This is a genomic window from Bacillus massiliglaciei (assembly GCF_900098925.1).
Classification (GTDB): domain Bacteria; phylum Bacillota; class Bacilli; order Bacillales; family DSM-1321; genus Peribacillus; species Peribacillus massiliglaciei.
The window spans coordinates 313,195-336,300 of sequence record NZ_LT622357.1; the positions used below are offsets into that span (position 1 = coordinate 313,195).

The following is a 23,106-nucleotide window of genomic DNA, read 5'->3' on the forward strand; positions in this document are numbered from 1 at the left end:
GAAGTGCCGCCATTCCGCATAAAAAAAGACCATTTTTTGTAAAAAACACACCAATCCTGTCAGCTGTGATTGGAATATCAAGAATAAAGGAGAGTCTTTATGAGCCATGTCGTTTTGCAGGTTCCTTCTGCAGCAGTCCAAGAAATGAAAAAGCATTACCAGCCCTTTTTAAGTGAAAAGGTACCGCAGGGAGGAATATTTGCAGCAAAACCACCCCTTTGCTCCATCACCGCCTACAAATCCGGAAAAGTCCTGTTTCAAGGAAAAAATGCCGAAGCTGAAGCGGGAAAATGGGGGAAATCTGCCTCCGCAGTCCCAGCGAAAACAGCTGGAAAATCAGTGAAGACCCACTCCTTCTCTCCGCCTCCAGAAATCGGCACGATGTCCGTTGCAGGCTCTGATGAGGTTGGGACCGGCGATTATTTCGGTCCGATCACGGTCGTGGCTGCCTATGTAAAAAAGGAGCAGCTCGCTCTGCTGAAAGAGCTTGGAGTCAAGGACTCCAAAAATCTGAAGGATCCTCAAATCATGGAGATTGCCCGGCAGATTAAATCGATTATCCCTTTCAGCCTGCTGATTTGTGATAACCCGAAATATAACAGTCTCCAGCAAAAAGGCATGTCCCAAGGGAAGATCAAGGCACTGCTGCACAATCAGGCGCTGAAGCACCTTCTTCAAAAAATAGAGCCTGAACAGCCTGAAGCCATTTTGATTGACCAATTCGCACAGCCTGACGTTTTCTTCAATTATCTAAAGGGACAGACCCTTTTTCAGGCCAATGCCACTTACTTGAGCACGAAAGCTGAAGGAATCCATCTCAGCGTTGCAGCAGCTTCCATTTTGGCACGCTATGCCTTCATTCAGCGATTCGACCTGCTGAGCGAGAAAGCAGGCTTCCGCATCCCAAAAGGGGCTGGATCGTTGGTCGATGAGGCGGCTGCCCGCTTGATTGCCAAAAAAGGCTTCAATGCTTTGAACGAATTCACCAAACTGCATTTCGCCAATACAGAAAAAGCCAAAAGACTGTATGAGCGAAAATACGGAAAATGAAAAAACAGCCGGAGCTTGTTAAGCCCGGCTGTTTTTGTTTATTCAAATATCATTTATCCTCTTAACTCGGCTCCTGCTTTTTCTTTCACAGCTGTAAGAACCTTTTCATGAGCTTTTGTTACCTCTTCATCCGTCAGCGTCTTTTCAGGATCGAAATATTTAAGTGAAAATGCGATGGATTTTTTGCCTTCTTCCATCTTTTCTCCTTCATACAGATCGAAGACGTGAACATCCTTCAGCAATTTGCCTCCGGCCTCACGGATAATTGCCTCAATGTCTCCCGCTTTTGTTTCTTTTTCTGCCACTAAAGCAATATCGCGCGTGATAGAAGGGAAACGCGGAATCATTTCATAACGGATTGGTTCAATCTCCGCTTCTGCCAAAGCTTTAAAGGAAAGCTCGAAAATATACGTTTCTTTAATGTCCAGCTCTTTTTGAACGGTTGGATGAACTTGGCCGACAAAACCGATGACCGCTTCATCCAGCAGCACTTCAGCCGTACGGCCTGGATGCATGCCTTCTTTTTCAGCCTGACGATAACTGATTCGGTCTGTAAGACCAAGGGAATCGAACAAGGCCTCCAAAATACCTTTGGCGACAAAGAAGTCAACCGGCTTTTTCTCTCCCTGCCATAAATGGGACTCCCACAGGCCTGTGATAGCTGCCGCAACATGCTCTTTTTCTTCAGGAAGGCTGTCTTCCCCTTTTTTCAAAAAGACAGATCCAATTTCATAAAGGGCAAGTGAATCCATTTGACGGGCCACATTATATTTAACAGATTCCAAAAGCTGAGGAGCAATACTTAAGCGAAGCCTGCTTCTTTCTTCGCTCATCGGCATAGCCAGGCTGACTGCTTCTCCTGTTTCCAAAGCATATTGGGCTGCTTTTGCTTCACTTGTTAAAGAGTAAGTCGTTGCCTGCAGCAGTCCTGCTCCTTCTAATGTACGTCTTGCGATACGGCGCTTTTGCTGATAATCGGTTAAAGCACCTGATGTTGTCTGGCCAACAGGGAGGGTGGATGGAATATTATCATACCCGAACATGCGGGCAGCTTCTTCTGCCAAATCAGCTTCAATCGTAATATCTCCCCGGCGAGTCGGCACAGTGACAATAAAGGTTTCTCCTTCTGTCTTTACTTCAAATTGAAGGCGGGTGAAAATTGATTCCACGTCTGAAGCCTTCATATCCGTTCCGAGCAAGGTATTAATTTTGTTCAATGTGATCGTAATAACAGCTGGTTCGATTTTCATTTCATCAAACTCAGATGTACCGGATAGAATGGTACCGCCGGCATATTCCTGTAACAGCTGTGCCGCTCTTTCAGCAGCGATGCGGACCCGCTTAGGGTCTACTCCCTTTTCGAACCGGGCACTTGCTTCACTGCGAAGGCCATGGTCTTTCGAAGCTTTTCGTACAACCGGTCCCTGGAAATACGCACTCTCAATCACAACAGTTGTTGTATCATCCTTTACTTCAGAGTTGGCACCGCCCATGACTCCGGCAATGGCAACAGGCTCTGTTCCATTCGTAATCACTAAATGATTGGCTGTCAATGTCCGTTCAGCATCATCTAAAGTCGTGATTTTTTCCTCGGCCTGTGCTTTTCTGATCACCAATTCTTTGGAGCCAAGACGGTCATAATCAAACGCATGCAATGGCTGTCCATACTCAAGAAGAATATAGTTGGTAATGTCAACCACATTATTATGCGGACGGATTCCCGCTGCCATCAGGCGTGTCTGCATCCATAATGGTGAAGGTCCGACCTTGACGTCCTTAACCACTTTCGCCACATACAGAGGATTATCTTCCTTCGCTTCCACTTTCACCTGAATATAGTCAGATGCCTGTTCTTTTGTTTCTTCTGTACTGATTTCTGGCCATTTTACTTCACGGTTCAGAATAGCCGCAACCTCGTATGCCACTCCGATCATGCTCATCGCATCCGAGCGGTTAGGCGTTAAGCCCAATTCCAAAATCTCATCATCTAAACCAAGCGCCATTAGAGCATCTTCCCCTGCTTCCACCTCATTCGGGAAGACGAAAATGCCGGAAGAATACTCTTTCGCAATCAGTTTTGATTCGATGCCAAGCTCCTGCAGGGAACAGATCATGCCGTGAGATTCTTCTCCGCGCAGTTTCGCTTTCTTGATTTTGAAATTTCCGGGAAGGACAGCACCAACCGTAGCGACTGCTACCTTCTGTCCTTTATCAACGTTCGGGGCACCGCAAATAATTTGAACCGGCTCTTCCGCTCCGATATCTACAAGGCATTTATTCAGCTTATCCGCATTCGGATGCTGTTCACGCTCCATCACATATCCGATGACAACACCTTTTAGCCCTTCACTTTTCTTTTCGACACCTTCTACTTCGATTCCGCTTTTGGTAATCTTATCGGCAAGTTCGGCCGCCGTGATGCCGGAAAGGTCTACATATTCCTGCAGCCATTTATATGAAACAAACATTGTTTAGGTCCTCCTTTGATTATGAATCCATAGTGCTTGCAAAAAAACGGTTTAAACCGCTTCGTCATTCGTGATGATGGAACTGCTTCAGGAAGCGGACATCGTTTGTATAGAAATGACGGATATCATCCACACCGTACCGCAGCATAGCAATCCGCTCTACACCGATGCCAAAAGCGAATCCGGAATACTTCTTAGAATCAAAGCCTGCCATTTCCAATACATTCGGATGGACCATTCCGCCGCCAAGCACTTCAATCCAGCCCGTCTGCTTACATACGCTGCAGCCTTTGCCGCCGCAGATTTTACAAGAGATATCAATTTCCACGGATGGCTCAGTGAAAGGGAAGAAGCTTGGACGAAGACGGATTTCCCGGTCTTGGCCAAATACTTTTTTTGCGAATACTTCAAGTGTCCCTTTCAAATCGCTCATACTGATATTTTCATCCACAACAAGTCCTTCAATCTGCATGAACTGATGAGAATGTGTGGCATCATCGTTATCACGGCGGTATACTTTACCCGGACAAATGATTTTCACTGGACCTTTTCCCTCATGCTTCTTCATTGTTCTTGCCTGGACAGGAGATGTATGCGTGCGCATCAAAATGTCTTCGGTAATATAGAAAGAGTCCTGCATATCGCGGGCAGGATGGCTCTTCGGAAGATTCAATGCTTCAAAGTTATAATAATCGGTTTCCACTTCCGGTCCTTCCGCCACTGTATAGCCCATCCCGATGAACAAGTCTTCGATTTCCTCGACAACTCTTGTCAGCGGATGATGATTTCCCTTTTTGACCGGACGCCCCGGCAGGGTTATATCAATTTTCTCTGCAGCAAGCTTCGCATTGACTGCGGCCGTTTCCAATTCATTCTGCTTCTCTTCAATTTTGGAAGCAATCGCTTCGCGGACTACGTTAGCCAAAGCCCCTATTTTTGGTCTTTCTTCAGCAGAAAGCTTTCCCATTCCGCGAAGAACCTCGGTAATCGGCCCCTTCTTTCCTAAATAGGCAACCCGAATGTCATTTAGCGCTTTTAAATCCGAAGCTGCTTCCACCTTTTGCAGAGCTTCTGCCTGCAATTCCTGTAAACGTTCCTGCATCTCAACTATTCCTCCTTTTAGTTGTCAAAAACACGGACAGCTGATATCACCCATAAACCAAAACAATACAAAAAAACCCCATCCCATAAAAGGGACGAGGTTATGTATATCGCGGTACCACCCTTATTAGCGCCATATCAAAAAAAGCGCTCACTTCATTAAAGGATAACGGTCCTTGACCGGTACATTTTTCGGATCCATGATCTTCCCAATGCCGACTCGAGAGGTGAATTCCCTTAAACGGTCCATTAAAAATGCTTGCAGTCTCGGCATTTTCTCCCTTCAATGACCAATTTTAAGCTACTATTCTCTGTCTTCGTCTTTTCAATATCAGATTCTGTTTTATTATAGTATACTTTTTCAGCCGTTTCAAACGGATTTTCGCAAATGATACAGCAGAATCCCGGCAGCGACGCCAACGTTCAGTGACTCACTTCTTCCGAAGATTGGAATATAAAGATTCTTAGTCGTTTTTTGCAGCAGGGCCGGCGCTACACCCTGCCCTTCATTGCCTACTAAGAGTGCAAAGCGGTCCGCTTTTTCCATCTGTTCATATGGCACAGCATTTTCTAAAGCTGTTCCGTACACAGGAATGCCGATCCGGCTGAATCCATCAATTACTTCTGAAAGGTTTCCCCGGATGACCGGTACATGGAACAAACTCCCCTGTGTGGAACGCACCACTTTCGGGCTGTATGGATCCGCGCATCCTTCGCCAAGCACAACAGCATCTGCACCGGCCGCATCAGCTGTGCGGATAATGGTTCCTAAATTGCCCGGATCCTGAATGGCGTCCAGGAGCAAAATCCTCTCAGGTTTAACCTGGGCCATACTGAATATTCTTTGTTCACAAACCGCAGCAATGCCCTGGGGTGTCTCTGTGTCACAAATAGCCTTCATGACATCATTTTTCACATAGATGACCTCTGTCCCCTCGATTTTAAAATGAGCAGGCATTTCCGCCTCTTGGCTGATTATCACTTCCATAACCAGATTTTCTTTTAATGCTTCCTCAACGAGATGAAAGCCTTCCACCAGATAGGTACCGGTTTTATCCCGTTCTTTTTTCATCTGCAGTTTTTTCCACTGCTTCACTTTTGGATTTTTAACGGACTCTATATATTTCACGTTTAACGCCCCTTCTTCTGTCACGTCGATTTATTTATTATATCTGATGATCATACATAATGCATGCCGGAATGTGAAATGCTAGCTTTGTAAGGTCTTTTATGGAAAAGGAGGAATGAATCGTGAATTTAAACCTGCGGAATGCGATCATCCATAATGTCAGCGGCAATACCCAAGAACAGCTGGAGGATACAATTGTCGATGCCATTCAGAACGGTGAAGAAAAAATGCTGCCAGGACTTGGAGTTTTATTTGAAGTCATCTGGCAAAATTCTACCGAAGATGAGAAAAACGAAATGCTTCAGGCACTTGAAAACGGATTAAAAAAATAACAGCCCTTATCGGCTGTTATTCAGATTGTCGACAAAAGGCCTTCAGAATGGTCTCATTCTGAAGGCCTTTTGTCTTTTTGAGATTTTCTTAGGTATTTTATGGTCTGATTTTAAGCAAAATGCTCTTCGAGTATTCTATTTTAGACCATAGCCGAAGCTTGCCATGTCCAATTGGCAAGCTTCTTTAAATTCATAGCAGCAAAAGTAAGCATCGCCTGCATGGACAATTTTTTAATCCCTCGAAGGGTTGTCCATCGCATACCATGCTTTTCTTTCGCATCCGCAAAGACACGTTCAATCGTTTCTTTGCGTCTTGCATATATTTGTTTGATATCGTTTTGATGACGAAGATGATCTGCTTCCTCCACATACTGCGCCCAAATATGACGTTCAATCATTTTTCTGTGCTCCTTACTATTTGTACATTGAGCGAGTAAAGGACAATTGGCACATTGAACTGGGTTCGACTTGTATTGGCGTTTGCCTTCTTTGGTGGTAGTTGAATATTTTAGAACCTGTCCTTCCGGACATAGGTAGCAATCATAGTACTCGTCATATACATAATCGTGCTTGCGTAAAAACCCATCTTTCGTTTTGGGTCTTGTATAAGGAAGTACTGGTTGAATCTCATGTTCAAATAAGAATTTAGTAATCGCAGGAGTTTTATAAGCAGCATCGGCAGCAACAGCAAGTGGCTTCTTCACTTTTTCCATAACCTTTTCAACAAGTGGCTGAAGCATATGACTATCATGAACATTTCCAGGTGTCACAACCGCCCCAAGTATAAACCCATACCGGTCCGCAGCCGCATGGAATGAATAAGCAAACTGTTTCGTTCTTTCATCTTTTACATAATAGCCACTTTCAGGATCTGTTGTACTCTCTTTAATCTCCTTAACTTCTTCTTTTTCAAATTTATCTGATGGGAATGGTTTCTTCCCATGATCAACTCGATCCTGATTCAATTCTTCTTGAAGTTTAGCTTCATATGCCCGAGTCTCTTTACGAACTATCTTCTTTTCGAATTTACGTTTATTCGCACTTGCTTTAACATGTGTTGAATCGATGAAGACATGGTCAGCACTTAGTAGTCCTTTATCTGCAATTTCTTTAAGAATTCGATAGAAAATCTGTTCGAAGATATCCGTATCTTGGAAACGACGTTCATAATTTTTACCGAAGGTAGAAAAGTGCGGTACTTCTGAATGAAATCCAAACCCTAAAAACCAACGATACGCCATATTTGTTTCAATTTCTCTTATTGTTTGACGCATTGAACGAATTCCAAATACATATTGAACAAATGTCATTTTAATTAATACGACTGGATCAACACTAGGTCGACCTAGTGTTGAATAAAGTGATTCAACTAGTGGATAGATGAAAGAAAAATCAATCGCTGATTCAAGCTTTCTGACCAAATGATCCTGTGGTACAAGTTGCTCTATTGTAATCATTTCCATTTGATCACGTTCACTTATTTGATTTTTTGTCATCATATCCATTCACCTCAGACATTTATTTAGAAAGGAGTTGATTGTAGTGCAGGCGGCGACTCCTGCGGGAAAAGCGTGAAGGCCGATACCCCGCAGGAGCAAAGCGACGAGGAGGATTGGGCCACGCCCGCGGAAAGCGTCCGCCGAAACGAAAATCAACTAACACTATTTCAAAAACTATTACTATTATTTTAAAAGAAAAAAGACTGTAGGCAAACTCGAATTTCGAGTTTGTCTACAGTCTGAATAACAGCCCTTATCGGCTGTTATTTTTTCGTTTCCCTTGTTTACAGATGATCCGTATTCACTCGGTTTTTGACATATTCGCCTTCCATAATCGGGTTCCCGTCTTCATCCAGCTGGATATTATCTTCATTCAGATCCCCCGATTGGCTTGGCGCTTCCTGTCCGACATGTCCCTCCGATGTATGTGTAGTAATTCCTTCTCCGACCAACAGCTGGCCCTGCCCGCCTGCCCCTTGGTCTGCTTCCAGGCCAGCGGTCGCATCAGGAAAAATATTCGGATCCGGATTTCTTGTCATCCCGGTTTGAAGAGAATCATCTCCCGATTTCTTAACGACTTCAATTTCCAAGCCATGTCTGTTTTCGGGCTCTGGCTCCTGTTTAACTATTTTTTTTTTAGCAGCCATATTAATAACAGGCTCCTGGTTCTGATTGGACATAGCAGCCGCTTCTTTTGTCGGGATTGGCGCTGTATCTTGAGAAGCCTTTCCCGTTACGTCCGCTTCTTTATCCAGCAGAATAATGAACTTCCCTTCCTGCGCATCACTGAAGATGACACTGGTTTCCGCATCAGAAAAGCCCATCTGTCCTAAATAGGCGCGAATGCCGCCTGAGCCTTCCTCCACAAAAAAGTGCATGATCTTGTCAATAAAGCCTTCATTTTCTTCATCATAGATTACATTTACATTTTGATGATTTGCTGATAGCTGCAAATCTTCTTTTTTATAGACGACCACTGTCACATCATCCGCCTTCAGTCCGTTCGCCTGCAGGGATTGAATAGCCTGAGTCAGTTCAGTATTTGAGCCGTAAACACCATATACTTTCTTTTCCATATCTTAATCCTCCTTATTGGATTACCGAAAAAATAATGATGTAGATTCTTTACCCCGGGGGCATGATTTTAAACTGGCGGGGCAGCAGTCCTACACTCTGGAAAAGAGGTATTTCAGGGAGAGATGAAAGGCTTGAAAAAAGCCTTCATCCTGTATGTAAACCCACAACCAAATTATAGTTCAGAGCTGCCCGGATCAGCAAGCCGGATTCCCTATAAATTATAGGTTCTTTCTTCTTGTTCCCCATTTCTCATCTTTTCATGAAATCATTTACCTGTTTTTTAAACATCTTCACCCAATTATCCCAAAATTAATGTTTCCGTTTTCAGGAGGAGTATGATAGCATAAATTTACCATTTGTAATTTTCAAACTATTAAATGAATTGCTTTGCAGGCACGGCTAAACAGATTGAAGCCTTACCAGAATTGGAACCGCTGTCATCTTTGTTTCCGGCATTCTCCCTATCACCGCGATCAGTCTTCCTGCCCAGGAGTCAAAGCCGCCCTCATCTCTGCCTTACACAGACGCTTCCCTAACAACACAAACTTTAGCTAAATAAAGAGGAGAATGAAAATGAACACTTTAAGCCGTATTTTGGAACACAAAGTTATCTCCATTGTGCGCGGGGCGCATCCGGACGAGACAGTACAAATTGCCAAGGCATTAAGGGAAGGAGGAATCACATTAATTGAAATAACCCTAAACTCCCCCAATGCGCTGAAGTCAATCGAACTCGTTTCCCGCGAACTCGGGGATACAATGATCTTCGGTGCCGGAACCGTATTGGATCCAGAAACCGCCAGAGCCGCAATAATAGCAGGAGCCAGTTTTATTCTGGCACCAACAGTTGATATCGATACCATTAAAATGACAAAAAGATATGGTGCTGTCAGTATTCCCGGAGCCCTGACACCCACTGAGATTCTAACTGCCTATGAAAATGGCGGCGATATTATCAAAGTCTTTCCTGCTAGCATCGGCCCAAGCTATTTCAAGGATCTTCGCGGACCGCTTCCGCATATTCCGCTCCTGCCAACAGGCGGGGTGAACCTGGAAAATATCAGAGAGTTTCAAAAAGCAGGGGCAGCCGGTTTCGGAATCGGGAGCGCACTGGTGGACACGAAGCAGGGAATGGATGCCGGATATTTAAAAAAAATAACACAAAAAGCCGCTGCCTTTGTTCAGGCAGTGAACGAAAAGGGAGAGATCTTCCATGAAAATTATAAATTATGAAGTATTCACCGTGCCTCCGCGCTGGCTGTTTATCAAAATAGAAACGGATGAAGGTCTCACTGGCTGGGGGGAACCTATCATCGAAGGAAAGGCAGCGACAGTCAGAACCGCTGTTGATGAATTAATGGAAAGCCTGATCGGCAAAGATCCGCTTCAAATCGAGGACCACTGGAATCTAATGTATCGTGCCGGGTTTTATCGGGGAGGGCCTATTCTGATGAGTGCCATCTCCGGAATTGACCAGGCTCTGTGGGATATCAAAGGAAAATACTATAATGCCCCCATTCATCAGCTTCTTGGCGGAAAAGCAAGGGAATCAATCAGGGTTTATTCCTGGATTGGCGGAGACCGTCCCGCCGATGTCGGAAAAGCAGCCAAAGAAATGGTGTCCAAAGGATTTACAGCTGTGAAAATGAATGGAACGGAAGAACTCCAATATGTGGATTCCTATGAGAAAATTGATCAGGTTCTTGCCCGTATCAGTGCCGTTCGTGAAGCGGTCGGTCCGTATGTCGGAATCGGAATTGATTTCCATGGAAGGGTACATAAACCAATGGCCAAAATTCTGGCAAAGGAATTAGAAGCCTTCAGACCGATGTTCATCGAAGAGCCTGTGCTGCCTGAGAATAATGAAGCATTGCGTGAAATAGCCAATCATACAGCCATCCCTATCGCGACTGGGGAAAGAATGTTTTCGAAATGGGACTTCAAACGGCTGCTTACAGATGGCTATGCGGACATCATTCAGCCCGATTTGTCCCACGCCGGGGGAATTACGGAGTGCAAAAAAATCCTCTCCATGGCCGAAGCCTTCGATGTGGCAGCAGCCCCTCACTGCCCGCTTGGACCGATTGCACTTGCTTCATGCCTGCAAGTGGATGCAACCTGCCATAATGCCTTCATTCAGGAACAAAGTCTTGGCATCCATTACAACCAGGGCAGCGACCTGCTTGATTATATTGTCGATAATCAGGTATTCAAATATGAGGAAGGGTATGTAAAAATCCCGAACGGACCGGGGCTCGGAATCGAGATCAATGAAGAGCATGTCCGTAAAATGGCAGAAATCGGCCATACTTGGAGAAACCCTGTCTGGAGACATACAGATGGGAGCATAGCGGAATGGTAAGAGCCTCACAAGGCCATAACAAAGAGCATCGGGGACATCCGATGCTCTTTGCGTCTGTCTTTTTTAACCTTTTCTTCAATCAAACGTGATACGGTCTACGGTTTCCCGGTCAAGGCGCTTGATAACCTCAACAATCAGCTTCACGGCGTTTTCATAGTCATCTCTATGAAGCATCGCTGCGTGAGAGTGAATATAACGTGTTGCAATTGTAATGGCGAGCGCGGGCACTCCATTAGCCGTTAAATGGATCGAACCGGCATCTGTGCCGCCGCCCGGCATGGATTCATACTGATAAGGAATATTCAATTCGTCCGCTGTATCTGTCACAAGATCGCGAAGTCCTTTGTGAGAAACCATGGATGCATCATACAGCACGATCTGCGGACCTTCGCCCATTTTGCTGAGGGCCTCTTTTGACGTAACGCCCGGTGTATCCCCTGCAATCCCTACATCGACAGCAAAACCAATATCCGGTTTGATCTGGAATGTAGACGTTTTAGCACCGCGCAGGCCAACCTCTTCCTGAACTGCACCAATTCCGTAAACAACATTCGGATGATCTATTTCCTGAAGCTGTCTGAGCACGTCAATCGCAATGGCGCAGCCGATCCGGTTGTCCCATGCTTTCGCAAGCAGCATCTTCTCATTATTCATCACAGTGAACTCGAAATAAGGAACAGCCATATCTCCCGGCCTTACTCCCCATTCCTCCGCTTCTTCTCTGCTGGATGCTCCGATGTCAATAAACATATCCTTACTGTCAACCGGCTTCTTGCGAGCATCGGCCGAAAGGATATGCGGCGGCTTGGAACCAATCACGCCTGTTACATCTCCTTTGCGTGTGGCTATCGTCACACGCTGAGCCAGCATAACCTGGGACCACCAGCCGCCGACTGTCTGAAAACGCAGGAACCCTTTGTCATCGATTTGAGAAATCATGAAGCCGACTTCATCTAAATGCCCGGTTACGGCAATTTTAGGGCCATCCTCATTTCCCGCCTTTTTGGCTATTAAGCTGCCAAGGCCGTCCGTTGTCACTTCATCAGCAAAAGGAGCTATGTATTTCTCCATGACCTTCCTGACTTCCCGTTCATTGCCTGCTATTCCTTTGGCATCCGTCAGTTCTTTAAGCATGGTCAATGTATCATCCATCTTCGTCATTATGTATTCCTCCTTTTTATTACAGCTATTTTTCATTATACAAAATCAAAAGATTCGCCACAATCAATACCCTTTTTTCTGCCTCTCGTAATTCACTTCATTTTTGCTTACATAGGCCTCTTCAATCTCAGCAGCACTGAATCCCAGCATCTTTCCAAGTCTGAGGTATTCGCCAAACACCGCCTGGTAGTCTCCGCTGCTTTTGCTTTCCCGGAGTTTCACGATCGAGTGGAATACCTGCAGAAACTGCTCAGTCTGACTCCGCACTTCCATTGAAAAGACGGAAGGAACTTCAGGCTGAAGCCCGAGTTCAAGACCGATAGATAAAATGAAATGAATGCCGTCCACATATTCAGCCGCAATGATTTCCTTTTCTGACGGCCCCTTCTGACTCCAAAACTTGAAACAGCGCGTTTCATTCGCCAGTTCGCCTACTTCCGTTAACAAGGCGAGGATTTTGCGGTCCAGAAGATCTTCTTCCCCCAGCCCGTGCTTGGTTTCGATATGCCGGTCAAGCGCCTTTTGCATTTCCATTAATTTTGCTACATTCACTTTTATCCCTGCTTTCTTAATTCCTGATAAAAAAATTATATCAACAAGTGAAACTTTTAGGAAATTAGAACGTACTTGAACGTTATAACTATTTCCATGAAAGAGGGGACGGATTTCCATGGTATGGATTTTGCGACTGTTGATTATCGCTATTCTTGTGTTTCTTTTATATTCCGCCATTCGGTACGCAATGGACCCCAAACGGAAATTGAAACGGGCACATTCCCAAAGACATTTTTTTATCATGGATGATTCCCGGGATGTCCGCAAAAACTTTGAACTTACATACAAAGGAATCTTATTTGAAGGGGAAAAATATACAGAAACGCTCCATCCCCCTTTTACGGTTATTTCCATTTTCATTTGGCCTCAGGAAGAAATGGCCCCTTTACCATTAACGGCCGAGGACTTTTTAAAGATTGAGAGAGCGCTGCTGGAGATGTATCCGGCTGCGGCCATTGACTGGAAGAATCCAAACCCGGAGAAAGTGTGAGGGAAGAACTGAACTAATTATGGAAAAAGCGCTAAGAGAAAAGCTTGGAAATCCCGCTTTCTTAGCGCTTTATCGTACTATATGAAACTTCTCTTTTATGAACGTCCTTTGTCCTTGAAACGAAAGAAACGTTTCCACTGAAAGACTTCTTGTTTTTCTCTCATAAAAAAGACTGCCAGCATTAAAGAAATTAAGATAATGATAATCGCAGTCTGACTAAGGTCGGAAAGATAGTGGCCAAAAACCGTATAAATGAAGGCGAGAAGGATATTAGATAGAAAGGAAGCATACGTATATGCCTTTACATTTTTTTTTAATTCCAAAATACATAGATTCAGAAGATGGAAATGGATGAAAGGAATCAATCTCAATATGGAGATCTGCCAAAGATTTAACATACGTTCTCCAAAAAACTTTTTCTTTAAAAGCAGCAGCTTTTCCTTGGTTTTTGGCAGTTTGCTTGCGATGGCATAGAACATCAGGCTGGATATAGTAAGCCCTAATAGAGAATAAATCGTTCCCGGAACCGCTCCGAATAATACGCCTCCTGCAATACAGACAACGGCCACCGGAATAAAAATAAACTGCCTCAAAATATGAAACGAAATAAAAATCAGCGGAGAATAGATACTGTCATTATGGAGAAAGCTCATTACAACTGTCAGTTTTTCATTCATATAACCCTCCTGTGACAATCCTGCTGCTTCCTTAAAAGATATACAGCCAATCGGCTCCTTATGACTGCTAAACAGACGGAAAAAAACAGAAAGCCAATAAAGCAGCCTCTATAATAGCAAGTGCCGGGAATCCCCATTTAAATGATACGTGCTTTGTTTTATGCCGGAATTGCTTCATGCCCGCATATCCGCCAATGGCGCCTCCAAGCACAGCTAATGTCCATAACGTCTTTTCACTGATTCGGTACTGTCCGTTTCTGGCTCTTTTTTTATCAATTCCCATTGCAGCAAAGGCAGCAGCATTCATAATAACAGCATATAGCAAAATGAATTTCATGGTTCCCCCCCAATTAAAAAGCCATCCCCTTTTACAAAGGAATGGCTGTAAATCTGTCATTACTTGTTAAGCTGTTGTTTCGCAGCATCCGCTAATTGAGCAAATGCTTGTGCGTCTGTAATAGCTAGGTCAGCAAGCATTTTACGGTTTACTTCGATACCAGCAAGCTTCAAGCCATGCATTAAACGGCTGTAAGAAAGACCGTTGATGCGCGCCGCAGCGTTGATACGTGCGATCCATAATTTACGGAAATCGCGTTTTTTCTGACGACGGTCACGGAAAGCGTAGTTTCCGGATTTCATAACTTGTTGATTAGCTACTTTATATAAAGTATGTTTGGAACCATAATAACCTTTTGCTAATTTAATAACCTTTTTACGACGTTTGCGAGTAACAGTACCGCCTTTTACACGTGGCATGTTATTTCCCTCCTATTTAAATCGATAAATCGATCCTTACTTAATATTGTCTAACATGTGGCGAATGCGTTTGAAATCACCAGTGCTGACTAGGCCAGCTTTACGAAGTTTACGCTTCGCTTTAGTTGTTTTATTAGCGAACAAGTGGCTTCTGTAAGCATGTGAACGCTTAAGCTTGCCAGATCCAGTTTTTTTGAAACGTTTAGCGGATCCGCGGTGAGTTTTCATTTTAGGCATAAGGTATTCCTCCTCATAACAATTACTTTTCGTTTTTTGGTGCTAGCATTAAGAACATGCTGCGTCCATCCATTTTTGGATGTGTTTCAATCGTCGAAACTTCTTTGCACTCTTCAGCAAAACGGACCAATACACGCTGTCCGATTTCTTTATGTGTGATCGCACGTCCTTTAAAACGGATAGAAGCTTTCACTTTATCGCCTTTTTCAAGGAACTTGATTGCGTTGCGAAGTTTTGTGTTGAAATCATGCTCATCAATAGTTGGGCTCAGACGAACTTCTTTAAGACTTACTACTTTTTGATTCTTGCGGGCTTCTTTATCTTTCTTTTGCTGCTCGAAGCGGTGTTTTCCGTAGTCCATGATACGGGCTACCGGAGGCTTTGCATTTGCAGCAACTAAAACTAAATCAAGATTTACACGAGCGGCAATCTCCAGCGCCTCGAATTTCGTTTTAATTCCAAGCTGTTCTCCATTTTGGTCAATGAGACGAACCTCGCGGGCACGGATACCTTCGTTTACCATCGCGTCTTTACTAATAGTTAGCCACCTCCAAAGATATTTAGCGAATACGAACGTTTGGGATGTCTTAGCAACGCTCACCACTCGCCATGATTTGTGTTTGCACATTTTTTAATCAATAAAAAAGTGTGGATGTTATAACACCCACACTGATAGACTAATTCAGAAACAATCCATTAATCAAATCATGACCTGTCAACTGCTTAGAGCGTCAATCAGGTGAGAAGCGGGTGCTCCTTCTTTCCTCAAACACGTATTCAATTTACCTTTAGAAATATAACACACTCTTAAATGATTTGTCAAATAAGTAGTTTCACGTAACTTTAACAACAGAATTTATCTTATCAAATTTTTTTTAGTTTGACAATAGCGATTCCTAAAATTCTTCCCGTGTCTATAAAAGCTTCGCCTGACAAAGCTGGTTATGATACGGCCCCGCCAAAGAAGAGTGAATGCTTTTTGGCACCATTCTTTGGCGGGGCCGTTTATTTTACACGATACTCGAATGGCTTCATGCGGTTCTTTCCGTTCCTGCCGCAACAGGCTGTTATGCTTCTTCATTCTCTTTTCGCTTCTTTTCAATGCTGTCCCAGGTAAAGAAGGCAATCCAGAACAAAAGGACAGGAATGATGGCAAACTGACGATATCCATCGAGCATAAGCAAAATAAGAATGGCTAAAAATGTCGGGATAAATAAAAATACGAATTTCTCTTTCACCGATGTTCCCCTCCTTACAGCGATACTTGTTGTTTTATCTTATACTATCTAAAAAGGAAGGCGCAAGAAATTGCGCCTTCCCCCTGAATGGGTTATCTGTTCACTTCAGCTTTGATCGCTTCTGCAAATTGCTCAAATGGCATTGTTTCGGATTTTTGTTCGCCGTATTTACGGACATTCACGGAGCCTTCCTGCACTTCATTATCCCCTACAACGAGCATATAAGGAATTTTTTGCATTTGAGCTTCCCTGATTTTATAGCCGATTTTTTCATCACGGACATCAAGGTCGGCTCTCAAGCCTGCCTGCTGCAATTTCTCCTGAACTTCTTTTGCATACTCCAAATGGACATTTGGCGATACTGGGATCACTTGAACCTGAACCGGTGCGAGCCAAGTTGGGAATGCCCCTTTATACTCTTCAATCAAGTATGCAACAAACCGTTCCATTGTGGACACGACGCCGCGGTGGATAACGACCGGACGGTGCGGTTTGCCGTCTTCTCCGACATAATTGAGATCAAAACGTTCCGGAAGCAAGAAATCAAGCTGGACAGTGGAAAGAGTCTCCTCTTTGCCAATCGCTGTTTTTGTCTGAACATCCAGCTTCGGACCGTAGAAAGCAGCTTCTCCTTCTGCTTCAAAATAATCAAGCCCAAGCTCGTCCATCGCGCCTTTCAGCATGCTTTGCGCTTTTTCCCACATTGCATCATCATCGAAATATTTTTCCTTATCCGCAGGGTCACGGTAAGAAAGACGGAAGGAATAATCCTTGATATCAAAGTCTTTATATACTTCAAGAATCAAATTCACAACACGCTTGAATTCTTCTTGAATCTGATCCGGACGGACAAAAATGTGAGCATCGTTTAACGTCATGCCGCGGACGCGCTGCAGGCCGGAAAGTGCTCCTGACATTTCATAACGGTGCATTGTTCCAAGCTCAGCAATGCGGATCGGCAGTTCACGGTAGCTGTGAATGCCATTTTTATAAATCATCATATGATGCGGGCAGTTCATAGGACGGAGGACAAGCTGCTCATTATCCATATCCATTACCGGGAACATGTCTTCTTGGTAATGATCCCAGTGTCCGGATGTTTTATATAGATCCACACTGCCCATGACCGGTGTATAAACGTGATCATATCCCAGACGTTCTTCCTTATCGACAATGTAGCGTTCAATTGTACGGCGGATTGTTGCCCCTTTTGGAAGCCACATTGGAAGTCCCTGACCTACTTTTTGGGAGGTCATGAATAAATCAAGCTCTTTCCCGATTTTGCGATGATCTCTTTCTTTTGCTTCTTCAAGCAGACGAAGATGCTCTTTTAAGTCTTCTTTTTTAAAGAAGGCTGTGCCGTAGATACGCTGCAGCATCTTATTGTTGCTGTCCCCGCGCCAATAGGCACCGGCAATGCTCATCAGCTTGAACTCCTTGATTTTCCCTGTAGACGGAACATGTACGCCTCGGCAAAGGTCAAAGAATTCTCCTTGTTCATAAATTGTTACCTGCTGGTCAGAAGGAATCGCCTCAATCAGCTCCAGCTTGTAGTTATCACCGATTTCTTCAAAACGGGAAACCGCTTCGTCACGGCTGACTTCGACACGCTTCACTTCCAAGTTTTCATTCACGATTTTCTTCATTTCTTTTTCAATTAACGGCAAATCTTCGGGTGTCAGGGACTCTTCCAAATCGATATCATAATAGAATCCGCCTTCGATTACCGGACCGACGCCAAATTTCGCATTTTTGTACAGGCGTTTAATCGCCTGTGCCATCAGGTGGGCTGTACTGTGGCGAAGGACTTCCAATGCCTCCTCAGCATCCTGTGTCACTATTTCGATGGAGCCGTCTTCCAAAATCGGACGCTTCAGGTCATACAGCTCCCCATTGAACTTCCCTACGATTGCTTTCTTCTTTAATCCAGGACTGATTGAAAAAGCAATTTCTTCTGTTGTAATGCCTTTATCGAACTCCTTCACCGAACCATCCGGAAAAGAGATTTTCAATAATTCTGCCATACTGCAACACTCCTTTTTTTGTTTAAAAAACCATAAGAATGCAAAAAAGCCCGCCCCTGTATAAAAACAGGGACGAGCTTTGTTAACAAATTCATTACCCGCGGTTCCACCCTCGTTTCATTTCGCCTCTTGGCAAAATGACACTCGAAACTGGTAACGGCAGCTCCCGTCAGCCCATAGTCGCATGAATGCTTTCCGAGCCGAAGTTTAAAGGCGGTAAGTGTTCTGGCCGAATGGGAAGCTTACAGCCGGCGGCTTTCCCTCTCTTACAAACGGTTGACAGAATACCCATGTCCTTATCATCACTTATGATCTATATTTAACTAGTATGTAGGAAATTATAGTTTGTTATACAGGGAAAAGCAAGTGATTTTATATGGAATCGTCCTTTTCCCCATTTTTCGGATGAAAGGCCGCGAGCGGAAGCATGACCGTACGCTCTTCAAAAATCCGGCCGATCGTCTGAACAAGACCGTCTTCCGGTTCATCACAATACATATATAACCGGTCCGGGGCAATGGAGAGCAGCGGGGCTAATGTCAGTGAGTCTATATAAATAGAATTTCCAATAAGCAGTCTCCGGTCTAAAAAGGAAGCCATCTCTTTGCGGTCTATTTCCTTGAATTCACGGTCATAGAACCTATATCCTTCGCTGCATACAAGGTGGAGAGTTTCCATTTTCGGCATGCGGCTGAACAATTCGTCTCTCAAGGCTGCAATAAAGCTCTGATAATCATGCTCCAGCTTATACTCATCAATGGCACGTGCAGCATAGGGCTCCATTTTTTCCTGCAGCGATTTAAGCCGGAATTTCATAAAGGATGAAAAGGAAAAAGAAACATTATCACCGGCTATTTCAGCAAGCCCCTCCCTGATTTGATTTCGTTCATGACGAAAAGAAGGAAACTTTCCTTTCGCCCTATCTTCGTCCATAATGACCCCGGCCATATCCAGAATGGAGTTAATCTCCTCATTTTCCTGATAAAAATATTTCTGGATAATGATTTGCTCAATGATCGCAAACAGCTTGTGTTTGAGCAAAAAGGTATGAAAAGTGTCCGTTAATAGATCCAGCCATAAAGGCTGTTCATTTTTTTCTATTTTTACAAGCAGGCTGCTGCCTGAGTCAAACCGAACATTCACGCTTCGTTCTGCTCCTTCCTGAAGACCTATCATATAGCGCATGAAAGCCAAGGCTTCTGCGTTGGTCTCGAACAAAATGTGGACCATGTCATCTCCCCTATCATATCCGTCCATTTTATCGGAAATCACAGGCAGTACAATTCCCACTTCAAGACTGGGAGGAATCAAAGAAGACAGTGGAATCACCTGCCTATAAAAATCCTGTTGGATCGATCAGATTTATGTGACGGCTGCTTCACTTTATTCTTAAATATATGGACAAACCGACAGTTTAGAAGCAAAACATAGAAAGAAAAGAAGGATCCTTCTGGACATCTAAATGGTGAATGATTGGAGTGAAGGGCCGGCTTTGAAGGAAAGGCTGAAATCCATGCCACATTGGCAAACAAATAGAAGTATGTAAATGGCGCAGGTTAATTCCCGCTCCCGGGTGGACGGGCGCTTTCATTTAACAAAAGGATACATTTTGCCGGGGACAAACCATGATGAAGAGAAACCAATCAAATGAAAGATCCCAATTAGAACTGCTGACGATTGATCAATTAGTTTCGGAGAATCCTGCAGTACGCAAGCAAGAAACAGCCATTGATTTTTCTTTTATCTATCCCTTGTCTGAAAACCTATAACCAGGGACGTTCGCCCAAGTACCGATTACTTGATATAAGAGCTCGAAGAATATATACCAAGCAAACAGCTAACTTTTGGAGGTCACATCAATCAGCGATAGGAGGTTTCGCCGTCCCTCGAAAAGCAAGTGCCCGAAGCGAAATTCAATAAGTATCAACCGCTATTCGATCCAAAAATGACAAAAGACACTGAGAGCGTTCCTCTCAATGCCTTGTCGCCAATCTGTATTTATTTCCGTCTGTTTTCTCCATGGAGACTAAGCGGTTCAGCAAGATAACGGATACGTTCCATCACCCTTGCCGCCTTCACTTCCTCTGTCTCTCCTCTTTGGGAAACCGATAAATGCTTCTCCAATCCGTCCATATCGAAATTTGAAGTAAAGAAAGTCGGAAGGTTTTCAAGCATCCGGAATTGCAGCACCGGACCCAGCACTTCATCACGCCCCCAGCTTGACATCGATTCTGCTCCCATATCATCCAGCATCAATACAGGTGCATTCTTCACCATATCAATCTTTTGATTAACGGTGTTGTCCCCGATCGAACCTTTCAATTCCCGCATGAAATCCGGCACATATACAATCAGGGATGATATCTTTCTTTCAGCCAGCTGATTGGCGATCGCCCCCAAGAAGTACGTTTTGCCCACACCGAACTTCCCGTGAATGAATAGCGCCTTCTGCCTTTTGCCCGGTTCATAGCCAAGAATAAAGGCCATTGCTTTCTCAACCGCCTCCATTCTGCTGTCGGACGGATCCGCACGGAAGAAGTCTTCAATCGATGCTTCCAAAATATCTTTTGGCACATACAGGCTGCGAATCAGCTTCTCCCGCTTGCGTTTTTCATCATCGGCCATTTTGCGCGGACATACTTCATAATGCAAATCGAGTGCCTGCCCCTGAATGACCAGCCGCGGATAATAGCCCTGCATCATATTAATGCAGCCATTCAAGCTTGGACAGTCTGCACATTTTTTACTTTGGGTAGTAAACTCATAAAGCTTGCCCATGCTTTTATCCACCATTTCTTTCGTAATGGCGGAGCTGTGTTCATTAAGAAACTCACGGATTTCCTCATCTTGAAAAATTTCCTGCTTCAGCCGTTCATAGCGATTTTGGAAATCATGGTTATTATTCAGCTTATCCAGCGCGGAATTAATCCTTTTCATGTTTCAGGTCACCTCCTGCTTTCAGCTTTTTCAGCTGTTCTTCAATGGAACGTTTCCGTTCTGCTGCACTCGGATCAAGTACACCTGTTTCTTTCTTTTCTGTTTCTTCTTTGCCAAACCAGTCCGGAACCACTTCTGTCCGAATGGATTTCTTCGTCGTTTTTCTGGTTCCTGCCGCTGTATTTCCTTCACTCCACTCTTGGTACTTCTGATGTTCTTTCTTGGCAAGATCCATCGCTTCTCTGACAGTCTTCACTTTCAGCCGTGACCAGTGACTGGCGATTTTTCCGATAAAATTCTTCGGCAGCCTCATATCTGTCTTCAGCATTACATATTCCATCAGAACATTCACAACTCCGGGATTCAGGTTTTGATGCAGCATAATGTTCTCTATAATTTTCAAATCGGCTTCAGAAGGCTCAGCGCCTCCAGAAATTTGTTTAAACCGCTGGAGCGGAGAAATGGTCTCCAAATGGTGAATCAGCTGTTCTTCCTGAGTCTTAGGTTCTTCCGTCTGTGTCCGATAGACCGCTGGCTGAACCCGGTTGATCAAGGATGGCATCTCGACACTCCGTTCTATTTGATACCAATCACGGGCCGCCTTTCTCAGACTTTCCTCATTAATTTCATCCCTGTGGATGGAAGCATCGATCACAAGCTTTTGCATATCCAAAGGATTGATTCCATATAAAAAAGCAAGCTTTGAAATCATGCCTTTTACTTTTGGAGTGAATGCCTTACGGGCAATCGTAGAAGGTTTGATTCCGGCAAACAGCAAATCAAAATCAAACAGTGCTTCAAACCCGGAAGGCTGCAGCGCTTCAGTACGGTCAATAAACTTCTGATTTTCCTCCGCATTCCACTCATGCTCCGCTTCATCTGTTACATACAGTGACTGGATATGTTCCGATGAAAAAACATCAACAAAGGACTTTGTCACATTCTGAAAGTCCGAAAAAGGGATTTCTTCATCACAGAAGAACTTTTTAAGCCTTCCAAAATGAACTTTGCCGACTTTTTTATACAGATAGATATTGAGCATTCCGTCTGTAAAAAATGCTTGAGGAGACAGAGGCGGGTTCAGCTCATAAATTAATTCTTTGCTGCCGCCTTCCTCTTTTTTAAACACAGTGAGTAAACCAATGCCTTCAAGCTGTACTCTGGCGTTATAAATTTCTTTAAGGTTCAGGCCAATGGTATTCATCAGCTGATAATGAGTGAAAGCTTCAGACCAGAGCCTGTTCTCTTCCATTTCACTCCATAAAGTCATATATAAACTGATACAGACAGGTCCAATCAGCGGCTGGTAGAGCCTGGTCAATACTTTGCGGTCATAATCATGAAGCAGGCCGGCCGCAGACACCTTATATTGATCTGCAGGAAGCAGCTCCTGCCAATGCATTGCCATAAATTTCAAACCCTTCCCAACAATATTCCATCTGCCTGTTTTATCGAAAAAAGAGCTAAAGTGTACTGCTTCAGCTCTACTTTCTTTCTTTATCTATTAAGTCCTTCAATTCTTCAATGAATACATTAATATCCTTGAATTGTCTATAGACCGAGGCAAAGCGCACATAGGCTACTTCATCTACCTCAGCAAGCTTATCCATCACCATTTCGCCGATGTCGTCACTTTTGACTTCAGAAATGCCTCTGTTCCGCAATTCCTTTTCAACATAGTTGGTGATGTCCTCCAGTTCTTTAAGAGCGACAGGCCTTTTTTCACAAGCCCTGATCAATCCCCGGAGTATCTTGTCCCGGCTAAATTCTTCCCGGGTGCCTTCTTTTTTCACAACAATCAGCGGCAGCTCCTCCACCTTTTCGAAAGTCGTGAAACGAAAGCTGCAAACTTCGCATTCTCTGCGCCGGCGAATCGACCTGCTCTCATCAACAGGTCTGGAATCCAGCACCCTCGTCCCATTATATTGGCATGACGGGCATTTCATCATCATCAGCTCCGTATGTTTTCTTCTGCTTATCTTTCATTCTTACCTTTTATCTTATAAAAAACAA

Annotated in this window: 23 protein-coding genes, 1 pseudogene and 2 other annotated features; of the genes and pseudogenes, 6 read left to right on the top strand and 18 right to left on the bottom strand. The window is 44.0% G+C overall.

The features are described 5' to 3' along the window. Window positions 1-99: 99 nt before the first annotated feature. The gene (rnhC, locus tag BQ4305_RS07215) at window positions 100-1,050 is read left to right on the top strand and encodes a ribonuclease HIII (RefSeq protein WP_110927166.1); all 951 of its coding nucleotides are present in this window, start codon (window positions 100-102) and stop codon (window positions 1,048-1,050) included. A 53-nt stretch (window positions 1,051-1,103) separates the two neighbouring features. Here rnhC and pheT read toward each other — a convergent pair whose 3' ends face one another. From pheT to BQ4305_RS07230, 3 genes are all read right to left on the bottom strand, one after another. Further along, window positions 1,104-3,518 (bottom strand): phenylalanine--tRNA ligase subunit beta, encoded by a 2,415-nt coding sequence (pheT, locus tag BQ4305_RS07220; protein WP_110927167.1) that lies wholly within the window; start codon window positions 3,516-3,518, stop codon window positions 1,104-1,106. 64 nt (window positions 3,519-3,582) lie between these two features. After that, complete coding sequence (gene pheS / locus BQ4305_RS07225; protein WP_110927168.1) at window positions 3,583-4,620, bottom strand: phenylalanine--tRNA ligase subunit alpha; 1,038 nt, start codon at window positions 4,618-4,620, stop codon at window positions 3,583-3,585. A gap of 87 nt (window positions 4,621-4,707) precedes the next feature. Next, window positions 4,708-4,946, bottom strand: a binding site (T-box leader). Between the two features lie 43 nt (window positions 4,947-4,989). After that, a complete protein-coding gene (locus tag BQ4305_RS07230; RefSeq protein ID WP_110927169.1) occupies window positions 4,990-5,748 on the bottom strand; it encodes a TrmH family RNA methyltransferase in 759 nt (252 codons plus the stop codon). Between the two features lie 122 nt (window positions 5,749-5,870). Here BQ4305_RS07230 and sspI point away from each other — a divergent pair, with 122 nt between their 5' ends. After that, the gene (gene sspI / locus BQ4305_RS07235) at window positions 5,871-6,080 is read left to right on the top strand and encodes a small acid-soluble spore protein SspI (RefSeq protein WP_110927170.1); all 210 of its coding nucleotides are present in this window, start codon (window positions 5,871-5,873) and stop codon (window positions 6,078-6,080) included. A gap of 140 nt (window positions 6,081-6,220) precedes the next feature. Here the strand turns inward: sspI and BQ4305_RS07240 are convergent, their stop codons facing one another. Both BQ4305_RS07240 and BQ4305_RS07245 read right to left on the bottom strand, forming a co-directional pair. Next, window positions 6,221-7,579 (bottom strand): IS1182 family transposase, encoded by a 1,359-nt coding sequence (locus BQ4305_RS07240; RefSeq protein WP_110926488.1) that lies wholly within the window; start codon window positions 7,577-7,579, stop codon window positions 6,221-6,223. A 284-nt stretch (window positions 7,580-7,863) separates the two neighbouring features. Further along, complete coding sequence (locus BQ4305_RS07245; protein WP_110927171.1) at window positions 7,864-8,655, bottom strand: general stress protein; 792 nt, start codon at window positions 8,653-8,655, stop codon at window positions 7,864-7,866. 574 nt (window positions 8,656-9,229) lie between these two features. On the opposite strand from BQ4305_RS07245, the gene BQ4305_RS07250 reads away from it, so the two are divergent. Further along, the gene (locus BQ4305_RS07250) at window positions 9,230-9,889 is read left to right on the top strand and encodes a bifunctional 4-hydroxy-2-oxoglutarate aldolase/2-dehydro-3-deoxy-phosphogluconate aldolase (protein WP_110927172.1); all 660 of its coding nucleotides are present in this window, start codon (window positions 9,230-9,232) and stop codon (window positions 9,887-9,889) included. Next, a complete protein-coding gene (gene dgoD / locus BQ4305_RS07255; protein WP_110927173.1) occupies window positions 9,870-11,018 on the top strand; it encodes a galactonate dehydratase in 1,149 nt (382 codons plus the stop codon). The genes BQ4305_RS07250 and dgoD overlap by 20 nt, the downstream gene beginning before the upstream one ends. Window positions 11,019-11,093: 75 nt before the next feature. Here dgoD and BQ4305_RS07260 read toward each other — a convergent pair whose 3' ends face one another. Together BQ4305_RS07260 and BQ4305_RS07265 are read right to left on the bottom strand one after the other, a co-directional pair. After that, window positions 11,094-12,179, bottom strand: a complete 1,086-nt coding sequence (locus BQ4305_RS07260) for a M42 family metallopeptidase (RefSeq protein ID WP_110927174.1) — start codon at window positions 12,177-12,179, stop codon at window positions 11,094-11,096. A 63-nt stretch (window positions 12,180-12,242) separates the two neighbouring features. After that, window positions 12,243-12,731: a dUTP diphosphatase gene (locus tag BQ4305_RS07265; RefSeq protein WP_110927364.1), complete on the bottom strand. Its 489-nt coding sequence runs from the start codon at window positions 12,729-12,731 to the stop codon at window positions 12,243-12,245. A 118-nt stretch (window positions 12,732-12,849) separates the two neighbouring features. Between BQ4305_RS07265 and BQ4305_RS07270 the strand changes: the two genes are divergently transcribed. Continuing rightward, entirely contained in the window at window positions 12,850-13,224 is a 375-nt protein-coding gene (locus BQ4305_RS07270) for a sigma-w pathway protein ysdB (RefSeq protein ID WP_110927175.1), read from the top strand. Window positions 13,225-13,319: 95 nt separating this feature from the next. Here BQ4305_RS07270 and BQ4305_RS07275 read toward each other — a convergent pair whose 3' ends face one another. From BQ4305_RS07275 to BQ4305_RS07305, 8 genes are all read right to left on the bottom strand, one after another. Continuing rightward, window positions 13,320-13,901, bottom strand: a complete 582-nt coding sequence (locus tag BQ4305_RS07275) for a TVP38/TMEM64 family protein (RefSeq protein WP_110927176.1) — start codon at window positions 13,899-13,901, stop codon at window positions 13,320-13,322. A 67-nt stretch (window positions 13,902-13,968) separates the two neighbouring features. Beyond that, entirely contained in the window at window positions 13,969-14,238 is a 270-nt protein-coding gene (locus BQ4305_RS07280) for a DUF1294 domain-containing protein (RefSeq protein WP_110927177.1), read from the bottom strand. Window positions 14,239-14,297: 59 nt separating this feature from the next. Next, on the bottom strand, window positions 14,298-14,657 hold the full coding sequence (gene rplT, locus BQ4305_RS07285) for a 50S ribosomal protein L20 (RefSeq protein ID WP_110927178.1): 360 nt from the start codon (window positions 14,655-14,657) through the stop codon (window positions 14,298-14,300). Window positions 14,658-14,693: 36 nt separating this feature from the next. Further along, complete coding sequence (gene rpmI / locus BQ4305_RS07290; protein ID WP_110927179.1) at window positions 14,694-14,894, bottom strand: 50S ribosomal protein L35; 201 nt, start codon at window positions 14,892-14,894, stop codon at window positions 14,694-14,696. A 22-nt stretch (window positions 14,895-14,916) separates the two neighbouring features. After that, window positions 14,917-15,417, bottom strand: a complete 501-nt coding sequence (gene infC, locus BQ4305_RS07295) for a translation initiation factor IF-3 (protein ID WP_110927180.1) — start codon at window positions 15,415-15,417, stop codon at window positions 14,917-14,919. 111 nt (window positions 15,418-15,528) lie between these two features. Next, window positions 15,529-15,662: a sequence feature (ribosomal protein L20 leader region), on the bottom strand. A 299-nt stretch (window positions 15,663-15,961) separates the two neighbouring features. Then, on the bottom strand, window positions 15,962-16,132 hold the full coding sequence (locus tag BQ4305_RS21370; protein ID WP_199880603.1) for a hypothetical protein: 171 nt from the start codon (window positions 16,130-16,132) through the stop codon (window positions 15,962-15,964). Window positions 16,133-16,224: 92 nt separating this feature from the next. Further along, window positions 16,225-18,156, bottom strand: coding sequence for a threonine--tRNA ligase (thrS, locus tag BQ4305_RS07300; RefSeq protein ID WP_110927181.1), 1,932 nt, complete (start codon window positions 18,154-18,156; stop codon window positions 16,225-16,227). Window positions 18,157-18,528: 372 nt separating this feature from the next. Further along, a complete protein-coding gene (locus BQ4305_RS07305) occupies window positions 18,529-19,386 on the bottom strand; it encodes a putative sporulation protein YtxC (protein WP_199880604.1) in 858 nt (285 codons plus the stop codon). A gap of 395 nt (window positions 19,387-19,781) precedes the next feature. Between BQ4305_RS07305 and BQ4305_RS07310 the strand changes: the two are divergent. Continuing rightward, window positions 19,782-19,922 (top strand): annotated as a pseudogene (locus tag BQ4305_RS07310) (IS5/IS1182 family transposase); the annotation flags it as partial. 232 nt (window positions 19,923-20,154) lie between these two features. On the opposite strand, the gene dnaI reads toward BQ4305_RS07310, so the two are convergent. From dnaI to nrdR, 3 genes are all read right to left on the bottom strand, one after another. Then, entirely contained in the window at window positions 20,155-21,093 is a 939-nt protein-coding gene (dnaI, locus tag BQ4305_RS07315; RefSeq protein ID WP_110927183.1) for a primosomal protein DnaI, read from the bottom strand. Then, window positions 21,080-22,501: a replication initiation and membrane attachment family protein gene (locus tag BQ4305_RS07320; RefSeq protein WP_110927184.1), complete on the bottom strand. Its 1,422-nt coding sequence runs from the start codon at window positions 22,499-22,501 to the stop codon at window positions 21,080-21,082. The genes dnaI and BQ4305_RS07320 overlap by 14 nt, the downstream gene beginning before the upstream one ends. A 76-nt stretch (window positions 22,502-22,577) precedes the next feature. Next, complete coding sequence (gene nrdR, locus BQ4305_RS07325; protein ID WP_110927185.1) at window positions 22,578-23,039, bottom strand: transcriptional regulator NrdR; 462 nt, start codon at window positions 23,037-23,039, stop codon at window positions 22,578-22,580. Between the last annotated feature and the right edge of the window lie 67 nt (window positions 23,040-23,106).

Coding starts and splice junctions, on each gene's coding strand:
- infC (WP_110927180.1), bottom strand. CDS start 15,417: ATGGTAAACGAAGGTATCCGTGCCCGCGAGGTTCGTCTCATTGACCAA.
- rplT (WP_110927178.1), bottom strand. CDS start 14,657: ATGCCACGTGTAAAAGGCGGTACTGTTACTCGCAAACGTCGTAAAAAG.
- dgoD (WP_110927173.1), top strand. CDS start 9,870: ATGAAAATTATAAATTATGAAGTATTCACCGTGCCTCCGCGCTGGCTG.
- BQ4305_RS07305 (WP_199880604.1), bottom strand. CDS start 19,386: ATGGTCCACATTTTGTTCGAGACCAACGCAGAAGCCTTGGCTTTCATG.
- BQ4305_RS07245 (WP_110927171.1), bottom strand. CDS start 8,655: ATGGAAAAGAAAGTATATGGTGTTTACGGCTCAAATACTGAACTGACT.
- pheT (WP_110927167.1), bottom strand. CDS start 3,518: ATGTTTGTTTCATATAAATGGCTGCAGGAATATGTAGACCTTTCCGGC.
- rnhC (WP_110927166.1), top strand. CDS start 100: ATGAGCCATGTCGTTTTGCAGGTTCCTTCTGCAGCAGTCCAAGAAATG.
- nrdR (WP_110927185.1), bottom strand. CDS start 23,039: ATGAAATGCCCGTCATGCCAATATAATGGGACGAGGGTGCTGGATTCC.
- BQ4305_RS07270 (WP_110927175.1), top strand. CDS start 12,850: ATGGTATGGATTTTGCGACTGTTGATTATCGCTATTCTTGTGTTTCTT.
- BQ4305_RS07275 (WP_110927176.1), bottom strand. CDS start 13,901: ATGAATGAAAAACTGACAGTTGTAATGAGCTTTCTCCATAATGACAGT.
- dnaI (WP_110927183.1), bottom strand. CDS start 21,093: ATGAAAAGGATTAATTCCGCGCTGGATAAGCTGAATAATAACCATGAT.
- pheS (WP_110927168.1), bottom strand. CDS start 4,620: ATGCAGGAACGTTTACAGGAATTGCAGGCAGAAGCTCTGCAAAAGGTG.
- BQ4305_RS07250 (WP_110927172.1), top strand. CDS start 9,230: ATGAACACTTTAAGCCGTATTTTGGAACACAAAGTTATCTCCATTGTG.
- thrS (WP_110927181.1), bottom strand. CDS start 18,156: ATGGCAGAATTATTGAAAATCTCTTTTCCGGATGGTTCGGTGAAGGAG.
- rpmI (WP_110927179.1), bottom strand. CDS start 14,894: ATGCCTAAAATGAAAACTCACCGCGGATCCGCTAAACGTTTCAAAAAA.
- BQ4305_RS07260 (WP_110927174.1), bottom strand. CDS start 12,179: ATGACGAAGATGGATGATACATTGACCATGCTTAAAGAACTGACGGAT.
- BQ4305_RS07320 (WP_110927184.1), bottom strand. CDS start 22,501: ATGGCAATGCATTGGCAGGAGCTGCTTCCTGCAGATCAATATAAGGTG.
- BQ4305_RS07240 (WP_110926488.1), bottom strand. CDS start 7,579: ATGATGACAAAAAATCAAATAAGTGAACGTGATCAAATGGAAATGATT.
- BQ4305_RS07280 (WP_110927177.1), bottom strand. CDS start 14,238: ATGAAATTCATTTTGCTATATGCTGTTATTATGAATGCTGCTGCCTTT.